The following is a 12677-nucleotide window of genomic DNA, read 5'->3' on the forward strand; positions in this document are numbered from 1 at the left end:
TGCAAGGTTCAGATCGGTTCGGTACGAATTTCCAGCCAGCGTTTGGCTTCACCCGCCACATGGGGGCTCAGGCGACGACGTACGGTGGCGTGGTAGTCATTGATCCAGGCAATTTCGTCAGCCCGCAACAGGGAGAGATCCATGCAACGGGTGTCGATCGGGCACAGGGTCAGTGTTTCGAATTCGAGGAATTCACCGAATTCACTTTGCGTGGCGACACGGTTGAGCACCAGATTTTCGATGCGGACGCCCCACTGATTCAGCCGATAAATGCCCGGCTCGATCGAGGTGATCATGCCCGGTTCCATCGCCGTCTGCGGCAGCGGCATGGCCGTCGCGGCAATGCTTTGCGGGCCTTCATGTACATTCAGGAAGTAACCGACGCCATGACCCGTGCCATGTCCGTAGTCCACGGCATCTGCCCAGATCGGGGCTCTGGCCAGGGCGTCCAGCATGGGCGAGCGGGTACCACGCGGGAAGCGGGCGACCGATAGATTGATCACTCCCTTCAGCACCAGTGTGAAGTCCCGCTTTTGAGCTGCGCTGGGTTCGCCAATCGCCACGACGCGGGTGATATCGGTGGTACCGCCCAGATATTGGCCGCCAGAGTCGATCAGCAGCAGACCTTGTCCTTCAATCACTGCATGCGATTCCTCCGTGGCGCGGTAGTGTGGCATGGCGCCGTTGCCGTTGAAGCCGGCAATGGTGGCAAAGCTTGGGCAGACAAAGTTGGGGCGGCGCGCACGTGCTGCATTGATCTGGGTATCAATGTCGATTTCGGTGATGCGTTGCTTGCCGATTGCACCATCGAGCCAGCAGAAAAATTCGCAGAGTGCGGCACCGTCCTGTTCCATGGCATCACGGATGTGTACGGCTTCTGCCTCGGACTTCTGGGATTTGGCAAACACGGATGGGTTGATCAACTCTACGACTCGGATGCCGTCCGGCACCGCCTGGCGCAGGCCAAGCGTGATTCGACGCGGATCAATCAGCAGGCCGGCATCGGCTGGTAGTGTGGCCAGTGCAGCGTGGGCGCTGGCGTAGGGGGCGATGCGGATGCCTTCTGCGGCAAGAGTCTGGGTCAGATCGGCAGGGAGTTTGCCCTCGCCGACAAACAAGGTTGCACCTTGAGGGTGAAGCAGCGCATGGCCGATGAACACGGGGTTATAGCTGACATCGCTGCCACGCAGATTGAACAGCCAGGCAATGTCATCGACTGTTGAGATGAAATGCCAGTCTGCACCCGCAGCCTTCATCGCCGCACGGACCAGCTCCAGCTTTGCGGCCCGACTCTGTGTGGCATAAGGGGCTTTGTGTTCGTAAATGGGGGCGGTGGGTAGTCCTGGACGATCTGCCCATACTGTTTCGAGCAGATCAATATCTGTGCGTAGCAGGGTGCCTTTGGCGGTGAGCGCTGTCTGCAGGTCACGCGCGACCGCCAGCCCCAGCACATTGCCGTCAACGGCTACGGTACCGCCGGCCGGTACATGGCTGGCCAGCCACTCAATATGCTGAGCGGCCGATGCACTGTTGACTTTCATCAGCGTGATGCCCGTACCGGCCAGCTCGACCTCGGCTTGCACCCAGTAACGGCTATCCACCCACAGACCGGCGAAGTCGGTGGCAACAATCAAAGTCGCTACCGAGCCAGTAAAGCCCGACAGCCATACCCGGCCTTTCCAGCGTTCCGGAAGGTATTCGGACAGATGAGGGTCGGCAGACGGGATCAGGCAGGCGCTGATACCTTGCGCTTGCATGGCCGTCCGAAGCTGGCGGATGCGTTCGATGATGGTGGCGTTGGATGTTCGGGCGTTCATGTGGACTCCGGGGTACGGGTTGGGTCGTGACAATGTTGGCAAAGGCGTGTGAGTCAACTTCCATTGACGGCTCTTCCGGTGAGATGCGATCTGTAAATCAGACGTCAACAGAGCCTGCGCCTCTGACCGTTTGCCGACTATTTTCTGTGGCGTGTCATGCGGCAGTCTTGGTGGATTTCGTGCAAACCTCGTGGGTTTTGCACAAAAGTCGTTGGCCTGACTGCATGCACGATCAGGCACGCATTGCACCGCCAAGTGCAACAGGCGTCAACCGGTCTACAAAAAAAAGCCGGCGATCAGTGATTGATCGCCGGTTGCAGGGCCTTAAGCTTGCCGTGGCCCTAACCACGTGCCCATGGTTATCCGCGCAGCAGTGACAACACCTGATTTGGCAGGGCATTGGCCTGAGCGAGCATGGCTGTGCCCGCCTGCTGCAATATTTGCGCCTTGGTCAGACTCGCCGTCTCTGCGGCAAAGTCGGCATCCTTGATTCGTGATCGTGCTGCGGTCAGGTTTTCCGAAGTGGTTTGCAGATTGCTGATGGTGGCCGCAAACCGGCTCTGCAAGGCACCAAACTTGGCACGCTGATCATTGACCAGAGACAGCGCATCATCTACCACTCGCAAGGCTTGCGTGGCAGATTCGACTGTCGATATATCGAGCTTCTCGACGGTGCGTAACTCGGCAGCGCCCGTTGAGCCGGGGGCCAGACCGCTGAAGTTGAAGGTGCCCGAAGCAAACCCTGCTGTGACCGATAGCAGTGAATACGACGACAGTGAGTTCAGCGTTACCTGCCCTCCCAGATAGAGCGTGGTATCGGTATTACCCGATGCGGCCGCAGCAGCGGAACCGCTGGTCAGGAAGTTCGAAGCCGGCGCAGTGGTGCCGCTACCACTCCAGATCGAGACGTCGGTCGGGAACCCGCCTGACGCCGACAGGGCAATATTGCTGCCGTCGTCGGCCACCAGTTTGAGCCCGGACTGGGTAACGGCCGCACCTGTGGCATCGACGGTCTGGAAGTCAACGATCTGCGCGACAACCCCGGTTTTGGATGACTTGGCGTTGAAGGCATTTACCGCCTGGGCGTAATCAACCCGGTCGATAAAGCCATCGTTGTTCGAGTCGGTGATGTTGAATGACACCGCCTCGAACGAGCTGCTCTTCGAGGCTACCGCCAGATTGAAGGAGCCGGACGTTGAGAACGTCATGGTGGCTTCAGTGCGCGCACTGGCTTTGACGCCGACTGCAGCCGAGTTGATCTTGGCCGCAAGAGAGGCTGCGCTGTCCCCATCAACCGCATTCATCGAAACACCATTGATGCTGAAGGTGCCGGATGGCGATACCGAGCCACTGGCGACCACGCCTGTTGAGCCGGGTGCCGTTGCAATGGCGCCAGACTGGGCTGGAGTGACCGCCTTGATGCCGGTGCCATCGCCGACCCCGAGCTGGAAGGTGCCGTATTGATCCGTGCGGAAGTTGGTGGTGGTTGCTGTAATCGTCTGGTTGGCATTGGCGCCTACCTGATAGATTGCCGCCCCGAAGCTGCCATCAAACAGCTTCTGGCCGTTGAATTCGGTTGCGACAGAGAAGCGATCAAGTTCCGAGACCAACTGGGTGACTTCAGCATTCAGCGCTTGGCGGTCGGATACCGAGTTGGTGGCGTTTGAAGATTGCACCGCCAGTTCGCGAATCCGTTGCAGGATATTGCCCATCTGCTCCAGCGCGCCTTCTGCTGTCTGCGAGATCGACACGCCATCGCTGGAGTTGCGGCGGGCCTGATCCATGCCACGGATCTGCGACGTGAAGCGTTCGGCAATTGCCAAGCCGGCCGCGTCATCCTTGGCGCTATTGATACGAAAACCCGATGAAAGCCGTTGCAGCGAGGTTTGCAGCGTATCGGCCGATCGGTCGAGGTTACGCTGGGCATTCAACGAGGGCACGTTGGTTTGTATGACTTGCATGATTTTTCTCCTTGATCGGCGTCTGATGACAGACAGCCGACGGCGGTCAATTCCGGGTGGACGGTTGGCCGTACCTACCCTCCGCAATGTTCCAGCAAGGCTGTGTCAGCCTGCAGGGTGGTGATCGGGGCACACCCCGCGCGTCATCCATAGCGCATGGCGTGGCCCTCCTCATCGGCACTGCGGCGTGAGCCCTGCTGTCGTCGATGACCGACTGGAGGTGGGGCTCCGGCTCCCGAGATGCCGCGCATGCCCGCTCGCACTGCGCGCCTCGCGCAGGCAACTACAAGCGAAAAGTCTTTGTGAATCATGGCGGCAACCCCCGCAATGGGACTGGATGTGCTCTCTAAAGCAAACAGGATGCCAAGCCGATTTCTGCCGCAAATGTGCCGAATCAAGAGCTTGGATTCAGCTTTGGGGGGGAGGGAGCCTTGAAGACAGGTAGGGCCGGCGAGAATTGCCGGCCGCAGGTCTAATTTGCCGCGACCTTGCCGCTTTGGCGGGGAAGGGAGGGTGATCAGGTTAAAACTGAGTGGATGGCGGTGTGTAGAGCGGGCCGAGTTGGCTCATTTATTGGAAGTTTGTGAGTTGACTGATCAACTTGCGGATAGGGCTGGGCAGGCCCAATGCCTCGGCAGTGGCCTGATCAAACCAGGCTCGACCGGCTTCCATCATGCTCAACGGTGTTTCCAGCAGATTGGCCGGAAGCGGGGTCAGATGCAGGCGAAAGTGCGTGAAGGTATGGCTGAACGTGGGCAGGGCTTCCGCCACGGAGACGTTCAGGCCGAGTTGCAAGCGGCAATAGTCAATCGGATCGGTTTGATCGTCATCGATTTGCGGTAGCGTCCACAATCCCCCCCAAATGCCCGTAGGTGGACGTTTTTCGAACAGCAGCCGACCTCGGTGGTGGATCAGCAGCAGCGTGGCGCTGCGTTCCGGAATGGCTTTTCGGGCTTTTCGGGTTGGCAAGGCATCAACCTGGCCGGTTAGGCGGGCTACGCAATCCGCCGCCAACGGGCAGTGCAGACACAGCGGTTTGCTGCGGCTGCAAAGGCTGGCTCCCAAATCCATCATGCCTTGGGTGTAGGCGGCAATGTCTGCCGCCACCGGCAATCGTTGCTCGGCGATGGTCCATAGGCGCTGTTCAACCGCCCGTTCGCCGGGATAGCCCGTGATGCCGGCATGGCGAGCCAGCACCCGCTTCACATTGCCATCCAGAATGGCGGCTCTGACGCCAAAGCAAAAAGCCGCAATGGCAGCGGCAGTCGAGCGACCAATACCAGGAAGCTCGGCGATCTGTTCCGGGGTGGTAGGGAAGCGACCACCATGTTGCGCTACGACGACTTTGGCGGCCTTATGTAAGTTACGCGCGCGGCTGTAGTAACCCAGGCCGCTCCACATTGCCAGCACCTCATCATCTGCCGCTGCGGCCAAAGTCTGGATATCTGGAAAGCGTTGCAAAAAGCGCTGGTAATAGGGAATGACAGTCATTACCTGAGTTTGCTGCAGCATGATTTCCGACAACCAGACGCGGTAGGGGTCTTGAGTCTGTTGCCAGGGCAAATCATGCCGGCCATGGTGGCGTTGCCAGTCAACCAGTCGCTCTGCAAAGGTGGTGTTCATGCTTTCACCAGATAAATGTCAAACCTCACGCTTTCACCTTCGTAGTTCAGATCGGGCTTTTGATTGGCCAGCCAGGGGGCGTGGCGCGGCCGCTTGACGGCTACGCGGCGGCAGGCTAAAGCCAGTGCAGGTTCCAGTAGCAGGTCGGAGTCGAGGTCGGGCCCAACCAGTGTCTGGAAGGCATGCATTTCTTTCTTGGACTTGGCCCGCTTGGTGGGTTCGGGAAACATCGGATCAATCAGGACGGTATCCGGCTTTTCGCCCTGCCATTGCGTCAGTAGTGTCTGGGCTGATCCGAAATGGAACTGGATACGATGGCTGATCTCGGCGGTTGCCGGATCTTGAGCGGCACGGCGTAATCCATCTGCAACCAGTGCCGCAGGAAGGGGATTCCGCTCGATCATGCAAACAGGGGCGCCGAGTGCTGCCAAAGTGAAGCTGTCGCGTCCCAATCCGGCTGTAGCATCGACAATCGAAGGGGTGCCATGCTTGAAACCGACGGCTTTGGCCAGTAGTAACCCCTTGCCGCCGGCAGTACGGCGCTTTAATTCGCTCCCACCAAAATCCACCCAGACGGGGCCTGCCGCGCCACGACCGAATTCGCGCAGCTCTAAACGGCCGGCATGTAGGCATAGTGCATGACCATGGGTGGGGGGGGTGTTGATCAGGGGGAAGCCATATTCGTTGGCGAGCTGGCTGGCGGCAATTTCCTGAGCGGGGTCTTCGCACAGCAAAGCAATACCAGATGGGTAAGTGGCTAAAGGTGGTGTGGTGACAGTCAAAATAGGCGCCCCAAAGCAAAACAGGCGATCACTCTTTCGAATGATCGCCTGTCTGTCTATTGGCGTCCCCACGGGGATTCGAACCCCGGTTACCGCCGTGAAAGGGCGATGTCCTAGGCCTCTAGACGATGGGGACTCGGTTTGTGATTATCGCTACAGCTTAATTACAACACGATAATCCCTAAACTTTGGTGGAGCTAAGCGGGATCGAACCGCTGACCTCTTGCATGCCATGCAAGCGCTCTCCCAGCTGAGCTATAGCCCCTTTTCCGTTGCTGCGCTGTGTTGCTTGTTAGCGCTGCGTCGTTGAGAGGTGCGCATTATGCTTTGCCCCTTGGTACTTGTAAACCCCTTTCTTAAAAAATTTTTACTTTTTTTTGAAAAGGGCCGAAAAAGTTACCAAAGATGCCACCAGGGCTTTTCAGCAAATAGCTCTGACTGTAAGGCATTCGTACCAGGATAGTTCTTTAGTAACACGCGCTTAGCGTCATCACGTAGCTCGGTCATGCCGAGTTTGTCGTAAGAAAGAACCATGGCGGCCAGCGCGGTCTCAACGTGCTTGGTGTGAGGATATTGCTCGACAACGGTCTTGGCGCGGTTGGCCGTTGCGAGGTAGGCACCCCGTCTATAGTAATAGCCAGCAACATGTAGTTCATTTTGTGCGAGCGCGGATACCAGAAAGGCCATGCGTAGCCGGGCATCTTCGGCGTAGCGACTGCTGGGGAAGCGATTGACCAGTTCGCGGAACGCCTCGAAGGATTCGCGGGCGGACTTGGGGTCGCGTTCTGATAGATCCTGTTTTGATATAAAAGACAGGAAGGTGCGGTCTTCCAGAAAGTTGACGAGTCCCTTCAGGTAGTAGGCGTAGTCAACGTTGGGATGGCTTGGGTGCTGCTTGATAAAGCGGTCGATGGCGGCCAGAGCCAGGGTGGGTTCGTTGTCCTTGTAATGGGCATATGCCATTTCGATCTCGGCCTGTTGTGCGTAGCGGCCATAGGGAAAGCGGGCGGTCAGCGATTCATACAGCTTGGCGGCGGTCTGGTAGTTGCCGCTGTCCAGTTCCGATTTGGCTTCGCGATAGATCTTTTCGGCCGAGGCTTGTTCATTCTGTTCGCCCTTCTGGCCGAAGGTGCCGCAGCCAGCCAGAAGCATTGCGACGATAAGCGGTACAATACGTTTCATGTCAAACCTCGATGAAGAAGCAGAAGATTATAGCGACTTGTCCCAACCACGTATCGTGGTGATACCGGCCGAGCTGGCCGGAACTCGCCTTGATGCCGCGTTGGCACAGTTATTTCCTGAATGGTCACGCAGTCGTCTCACGACCTGGATCAAGGAACAGCGCGTTACGGTGGATGGCCGCCAGCTCAGTCCCAAAGACAAACTCTGGGGCGCTGAGTCGGTGCGGGTCGAGCCGGTTCCTGATCCGGAACAAACGGCGTTCACGCCGGAGCCTGTTGATTTACAGGTGGTGTATGAGGATCGCTCGATTCTCGTCCTTGACAAGCCGGCAGGCCTGGTAGTTCACCCTGCCGCTGGAAATTGGGGAGGCACCATCCTCAACGGTCTGCTCTACCACTATCCCGAACTGGGGACTGTACCGCGTGCCGGCATTGTGCATCGGCTCGATAAGGATACGAGTGGCTTGATGGTCGTGGCGCGTACGGTTGCGGCGCAGACCCAGTTGGTACGTCAGCTGCAGGATCGCAGCGTGGGCCGTCGTTATCTGGCGCTGGTGGAAGGGGATCTGAACACCAGTGGCGTGGTAGATGCGCCTGTGGGCCGTCATCCGCGAGATCGCATCCGCATGGCGGTGGTATCTACTGGCAAACCTGCGCGTACGCACTACCGGCCACTTGAGCGCTATGGGCGTCGTACTCTGGTCGAGTGCAAGCTTGAAACCGGTCGCACCCATCAGATACGTGTGCATATGCAGAAGCTGGGTTTTCCTCTGGTGGCGGATCCGCTTTACAACGGTAAACCATTGGCACCCACTGATCCGGCTCAGACCATGTTTCAGGCTGGCCGTCAGGCGCTGCATGCGGCAAAGCTAGAGCTGGTGCATCCCGAAAGCGGTAAGAGCATGCGCTGGCGTGCGCCGTTGCCGTCCGATATGGCTGAGCTGATCATGGCGCTACGTGTGCAGGCTGGTCTGGCGGCCGAACCGGATGATGAAGATTGGGATGATGACGATGACAACGATGTCGAGTGCATCTGGATGGTTGAATGAGGTCATCAATCCGTTGTGGCCAGCGCCTGCCACGGTGCGAGCGATGGTGACAACGCGAGGTGGAGGGGTAAGCCTTCCACCCTTTGCCAGCCTGAATCTCGGCGATCATGTGGGAGATGATCCAAACGCGGTGCTGGCAAACCGCCGCCTGCTACGGCAAGCATTGCCGGCGGAGCCCTTGTGGCTGAAGCAGGTACATGGCATTCAGGTTGTTGATGCGGCCGCTGGCGTGCAAGGAGTTGAAGCGGATGCGGTGTTCGCCCGGCAGCCGGGGGTGGTCTGCGCCATCATGACTGCAGATTGTCTGCCTGTATTGCTGACGACGGCAAAGGGAGACCGTGTCGCGGCGGTGCATGCAGGCTGGCGTGGTTTGTGTGATGGGGTGATTGAAGCCGCCATTACAGCCATGGGCGGTGAAGACTTAATGGCCTGGCTGGGGCCGGCAATCGGTCCAGGGGCTTTCGAGGTTGGGCCGGAAGTCCGGGAAGCGTTTCTTGCGAAGGACGCTGCCGCCAGCCAGCATTTCCGATCCGCTGATCACAACGGCAAGTGGTTGGCAGACATCTATGGCTTGGCGCGTCAACGGCTCCATACCGTTGGCGTAACGCGCATTTTTGGCGGTGGCGATTGTACGGTGACCGATGCCGAGCGCTTTTTTTCATACCGTCGTGACAAGACGACGGGACGGATGGCCAGTTTGATCTGGCTGGCGTGACAGACAACCCAGCGGTGGTCCGATTGTATCGGCCACCGCTTTTTTTTGTGCCGTTTAAATTTCAGTGGAGCTTCGGACTTGAAACATTCATCAAAGCTTTTGGCCGCTTGTTGGTTGGCGTATGCCGTGCCGACTTGGGCGGAAACCTGTGGTGGCTTACCCAAGCTGGCGGTGACTACCCCCGCTGGTTACTGCGTAGGCGTGGTGGCAGAAGGGCTGAAGATGCCTCGCGGGCTGAGTTTTCTGCCGGATGGTCGCTTGGCGGTGGCGGAAATGGGCAGCTGGGTCGCTAATCGCGGGCGCTTGTCGGTGCTGACGCCAGGTGCTGCTGGCTGGCAAGCCAAGGTGGTGCTGGAGAGTCTCGACCGTCCACATGGCGTGGCGCTAGGGCCGGATGGCCAGTTGTATTTGGGAGAAGTCGGCAAAATCAGCCGTATCCCGCTTGCACAGCTCGATAAGGCTAGCCCCAGGCTGGAGCCGACGATTGCCTTGCCGCCACCTGGTTCACGTCGTCATCCTTTGACCAGTTTCACTTTCGCGCCAGATGGCACGCTGTACGTAAATATCGGGAGTGGTTCGGACAATTGCGAGGCGGCAACAGCGGCTGAGCGGGCTGCAAATCGTTGCGCCGAGGTTGAAGGTGACGAAGCGTTTGGCGTGGTCCGACGCTACAAGATTGAGGCGGGAAAAATTGGTGCAGCAGAAATCCTTGCGACAGGCTTGCGTAATAGCGTTGCATTGGGTGTACATACCAGCGGCACGATTCTGCAGGGTGAAAACAGCCGTGACGCCATTCATAAGCCCCTGAAGCTATCCAATGACGAGGAGTTGCCGCACGACGAGCTGAATGTGCTGGTGCAGGGCAAGCATTATGGTTGGCCATTCTGCTACGACAAAAAGGTTGCCGCCCCTGAATTTGCCAAATATGACTGCAGCAAGACCGAGGCACCATTACGCCTGCTGCCACCACACGCTGCCCCGCTCGGATTGACCTGGTGGACGGGCGAGAAAGTCCCGGCGGCTTATAAGGGCTGGCTGGTGGTGGGCTATCACGGCTACCGCAAGTATGGACATCGGCTGATGGCATTTCCGGTCGATGCCAAGGGTATCCCCAAGGCGGAAGCCATAGAGCTTATCAGTGACTGGAAAGATGCGAAGGGGTTAGGGGCACCCGTGGATGTTCGGGTTGGGCCGGATGGGGCGCTGTACCTGACTGACGATAAACATGGCCAGGTGCTGCGATTTGGCCCGCAATAAGGTCGTGAGCGCTTAATGTTCGGTTGGCGTATCGGATTGAGGGCTGCTGTTTCCGGCGCTTGCGTGAAGGGTGGCTTCCTCTGCCCGTTTTTTACGCAGGCGCATGCCCATCAGATACAGCATGATCAGGGTCGGGAAGATCCCGAGAAAGAAGGCAATTGATAGTCCTTTGACAGCACTGCCACTGGTGGCGGCGATCATCAGGATGACGTAGAGGTAGCCGATCCAGGCGATCATCATGGGGCGGAGATTCCTGATTTGAAATACACGAGCGGTCGGAATAAAAAGGGCGGAGTGAATCCGCCCTTTTTATTATCTAAGACGTCAGCTGATCAAGCGAAACGCTTGGCTACGACATCCCAGTCAACCAGCTTCCAGAACGCTTCCAGATAGTTGGGGCGGCTGTTGCGATAGTCGATGTAGTAAGCGTGTTCCCAGACATCGGCGGTCAGCAGCGCGGTATCCGCTGTGGTCAGGGGGGTGGCTGCTGCTGTCGTGTTGACGATGTCTACGCTGCCATCCGCCTTTTTCACCAGCCAGGTCCAGCCAGAGCCGAAGTTGCCAGCGGCCGAAGTGTTGAAGGCCTTCTTGAACTCGTCGAAAGAACCCCACTTGGCGTTGATGGCATCAGCCAAGGCGCCTGCCGGAACACGAGCTTCGCTGTTAGGGTTCGGCTTGAAACCCAGCCAAAAGAAAGTGTGGTTCCATACTTGGGCAGCGTTGTTGAACAGACCGCCGGCCGGGGCCTTCTTGACGATCTCTTCCAGCGACAGATTTTCGTTGTCGGTGCCCTTGATCAGGTTGTTCAGGTTGGTGATATAGGTCTGGTGGTGCTTTCCGTAGTGATATTCAAGCGTCTCCTTGCTCATGTGAGGAGCCAGGGCGTCGAGGGCGTAAGGCAGTTCGGGCAGTTTGTGTTCCATGTGGTATCTCCAAGATAGCGGTACGCTCGGGGCGCGGGCCGGAGAGCAACGGTCGGCACCGTCAGGCTCGCACTTGAGCGGACAGGTTGAAAGCGGCTAGGGCGAACTGGGTCTGTATCTGGATTGCTGTCGGCTTGTCGGTTCCTTCAGGCAACGACGCTTTCCTTAAGAAAACAGTGATTAGCGACAATGCCATCTTCGTCAGCAAGGCGGTCAGCGTATTTTTTACCGTCGCGTAGCGACTCGTCAGTCTAGCCCAAAGCCTTGGGTATTCCAATAGTTGACTAAAACAGTACGTTATTGTGGCGGCCAGTCCTGGCGTGGCCTGCGGGGGTTTTGCGGCGGGAACTATGGTATCTTGCCGGCGATTACCTCTTGTGCGACGAGGCTACGATGGGTGTGTTTTCGTTAGTGGCTGCGCTCTTGCTGGAACAATTGCATTCGCTTGGCAAGCGCAATCCCTTTTATCTGGGTTTTCATCATTACGCAGCGTTCATCGAGCGCAGCAGCAATGCGGGTCAGTATCGCCACGGCGTTGTCGGCTGGTGCGCGGCGGTATTGCCGATAGCCGTATTGGCCGGCGCGGTGGCCTGGGGGCTCAACGCGGTTCATCCGTTATTGATGTGGTTATGGAATGTGGCCGTGCTGTATTTGACGGTTGGTTTTCGTCAGTTCAGCTCGGCATTTACCGGTATTTCCGAAGCATTACGCGATGGCAATCTCGATGAGGCCAGGCGCTTGCTGGCAGAGTGGACTTCCCAGCCAACCAGTGAACTGACTGAGGCGGAGGTATCACGGTTATCAATCGAACACGGCCTGACAGATTCTTATCGCTACGTATTTGGCCCGATTTTCTGGTTCATGCTGCTGGGCCCATTCGGCGCTGCGGGTGCGGTTGCTTATCGGGCCTCCAGCCTGCTGGCGCAAGAGTGGGGGCTGCGCGCCCTGCGGCATGATGAGCCCTTTGGTTTGTTTGCCAGCAAAGTGGGGGCGTGGCTTGATTGGTTGCCAGTGCGACTGACCGCGATCGGCTTTGCAGTGATGGGGGATTTTGAAGATGCGGTGTACTGCTGGCGTTCACAGGCGCATGCCTGGGCCAACTACGACTATGGCATCTTGTTGGCGTCTGGGGCGGGTGCCATTGGCGTCAAGCTCGGGGAAGCCATCCATCAGGACCACACTGTGAAATTCCGGCCCGAGCTTGGCTTGGGGGAAGATGCAGATCCCAACTACCTGCAAAGTGCGGTTGGATTGATTTGGCGTTCGGCCTTGCTTTGGCTGGCGGTTTTGCTATTACTGGGTCTCGCTCGCCTGGTTTGATCCGCTACCTGAGTTGCCCACACGAAAAAAAGTAAATTCGTGTCAACCG

At 58.0% G+C, this 12677-nt stretch carries 11 protein-coding genes and 2 tRNA genes; 4 read left to right on the forward strand and 9 right to left on the reverse strand.

The genetic code is table 11. The features are described from left to right. Window positions 1-8: 8 nt before the first annotated feature. The 7 genes from PZA18_RS05835 to PZA18_RS05865 all read right to left on the reverse strand — a co-directional run bounded on the left by PZA18_RS05835 (window position 9) and on the right by PZA18_RS05865 (window position 7365). Window positions 9-1817 (reverse strand): aminopeptidase P family protein, encoded by a 1809-nt coding sequence (locus PZA18_RS05835; protein WP_284099868.1) that lies wholly within the window; start codon window positions 1815-1817, stop codon window positions 9-11. A 359-nt stretch (window positions 1818-2176) separates the two neighbouring features. After that, window positions 2177-3778, reverse strand: a complete 1602-nt coding sequence (locus PZA18_RS05840; RefSeq protein WP_308447332.1) for a flagellin N-terminal helical domain-containing protein — start codon at window positions 3776-3778, stop codon at window positions 2177-2179. A gap of 570 nt (window positions 3779-4348) precedes the next feature. Beyond that, window positions 4349-5401, reverse strand: coding sequence for an A/G-specific adenine glycosylase (gene mutY / locus PZA18_RS05845; protein WP_284099869.1), 1053 nt, complete (start codon window positions 5399-5401; stop codon window positions 4349-4351). After that, the gene (locus PZA18_RS05850; RefSeq protein WP_284099870.1) at window positions 5398-6183 is read right to left on the reverse strand and encodes a class I SAM-dependent methyltransferase; all 786 of its coding nucleotides are present in this window, start codon (window positions 6181-6183) and stop codon (window positions 5398-5400) included. Before PZA18_RS05850 ends, mutY begins: the two co-directional genes overlap by 4 nt. A 60-nt stretch (window positions 6184-6243) precedes the next feature. Then, window positions 6244-6319: transfer RNA gene (locus PZA18_RS05855), tRNA-Glu, on the reverse strand. A 53-nt stretch (window positions 6320-6372) separates the two neighbouring features. Further along, window positions 6373-6448: transfer RNA gene (locus PZA18_RS05860), tRNA-Ala, on the reverse strand. 131 nt (window positions 6449-6579) lie between these two features. Further along, complete coding sequence (locus PZA18_RS05865; protein WP_284099871.1) at window positions 6580-7365, reverse strand: outer membrane protein assembly factor BamD; 786 nt, start codon at window positions 7363-7365, stop codon at window positions 6580-6582. Here PZA18_RS05865 and rluD point away from each other — a divergent pair. The 3 genes from rluD (at window position 7364) to PZA18_RS05880 (ending at window position 10385) form a co-directional block, all read left to right on the forward strand. Continuing rightward, on the forward strand, window positions 7364-8413 hold the full coding sequence (gene rluD / locus PZA18_RS05870; protein WP_284099872.1) for a 23S rRNA pseudouridine(1911/1915/1917) synthase RluD: 1050 nt from the start codon (window positions 7364-7366) through the stop codon (window positions 8411-8413). The two genes, PZA18_RS05865 and rluD, sit on opposite strands and share 2 nt — an antisense overlap. After that, a complete protein-coding gene (gene pgeF, locus PZA18_RS05875) occupies window positions 8385-9128 on the forward strand; it encodes a peptidoglycan editing factor PgeF (RefSeq protein WP_284099874.1) in 744 nt (247 codons plus the stop codon). Before rluD ends, pgeF begins: the two co-directional genes overlap by 29 nt. Before the next feature lie 126 nt (window positions 9129-9254). Beyond that, the gene (locus tag PZA18_RS05880) at window positions 9255-10385 is read left to right on the forward strand and encodes a PQQ-dependent sugar dehydrogenase (protein ID WP_284099875.1); all 1131 of its coding nucleotides are present in this window, start codon (window positions 9255-9257) and stop codon (window positions 10383-10385) included. Window positions 10386-10397: 12 nt separating this feature from the next. Here PZA18_RS05880 and PZA18_RS05885 read toward each other — a convergent pair whose 3' ends face one another. Continuing rightward, window positions 10398-10625, reverse strand: coding sequence for a hypothetical protein (locus tag PZA18_RS05885; protein WP_284099876.1), 228 nt, complete (start codon window positions 10623-10625; stop codon window positions 10398-10400). Window positions 10626-10717: 92 nt separating this feature from the next. Further along, a complete protein-coding gene (locus PZA18_RS05890; protein ID WP_284099877.1) occupies window positions 10718-11308 on the reverse strand; it encodes a superoxide dismutase in 591 nt (196 codons plus the stop codon). Between the two features lie 393 nt (window positions 11309-11701). On the opposite strand from PZA18_RS05890, the gene PZA18_RS05895 reads away from it, so the two are divergent. After that, window positions 11702-12628, forward strand: coding sequence for a CobD/CbiB family protein (locus PZA18_RS05895; protein WP_284099878.1), 927 nt, complete (start codon window positions 11702-11704; stop codon window positions 12626-12628). The last annotated feature ends 49 nt before the right edge of the window (window positions 12629-12677 follow it).

Source organism: Parachitinimonas caeni (genome assembly GCF_030129945.1).
Taxonomy (GTDB): domain Bacteria; phylum Pseudomonadota; class Gammaproteobacteria; order Burkholderiales; family Chitinimonadaceae; genus Parachitinimonas; species Parachitinimonas caeni.

What these genes read in the sequence shown, in the direction of transcription:
- PZA18_RS05835 (WP_284099868.1), bottom strand. Translation starts at nt 1,817, where the DNA reads ATGAACGCCCGAACATCCAACGCCACCATCATCGAACGCATCCGCCAG.
- PZA18_RS05840 (WP_308447332.1), bottom strand. Translation starts at nt 3,778, where the DNA reads ATGCAAGTCATACAAACCAACGTGCCCTCGTTGAATGCCCAGCGTAAC.
- mutY (WP_284099869.1), bottom strand. Translation starts at nt 5,401, where the DNA reads ATGAACACCACCTTTGCAGAGCGACTGGTTGACTGGCAACGCCACCAT.
- rluD (WP_284099872.1), top strand. Translation starts at nt 7,364, where the DNA reads ATGTCAAACCTCGATGAAGAAGCAGAAGATTATAGCGACTTGTCCCAA.
- PZA18_RS05865 (WP_284099871.1), bottom strand. Translation starts at nt 7,365, where the DNA reads ATGAAACGTATTGTACCGCTTATCGTCGCAATGCTTCTGGCTGGCTGC.
- pgeF (WP_284099874.1), top strand. Translation starts at nt 8,385, where the DNA reads ATGTCGAGTGCATCTGGATGGTTGAATGAGGTCATCAATCCGTTGTGG.
- PZA18_RS05885 (WP_284099876.1), bottom strand. Translation starts at nt 10,625, where the DNA reads ATGATGATCGCCTGGATCGGCTACCTCTACGTCATCCTGATGATCGCC.
- PZA18_RS05890 (WP_284099877.1), bottom strand. Translation starts at nt 11,308, where the DNA reads ATGGAACACAAACTGCCCGAACTGCCTTACGCCCTCGACGCCCTGGCT.
- PZA18_RS05895 (WP_284099878.1), top strand. Translation starts at nt 11,702, where the DNA reads ATGGGTGTGTTTTCGTTAGTGGCTGCGCTCTTGCTGGAACAATTGCAT.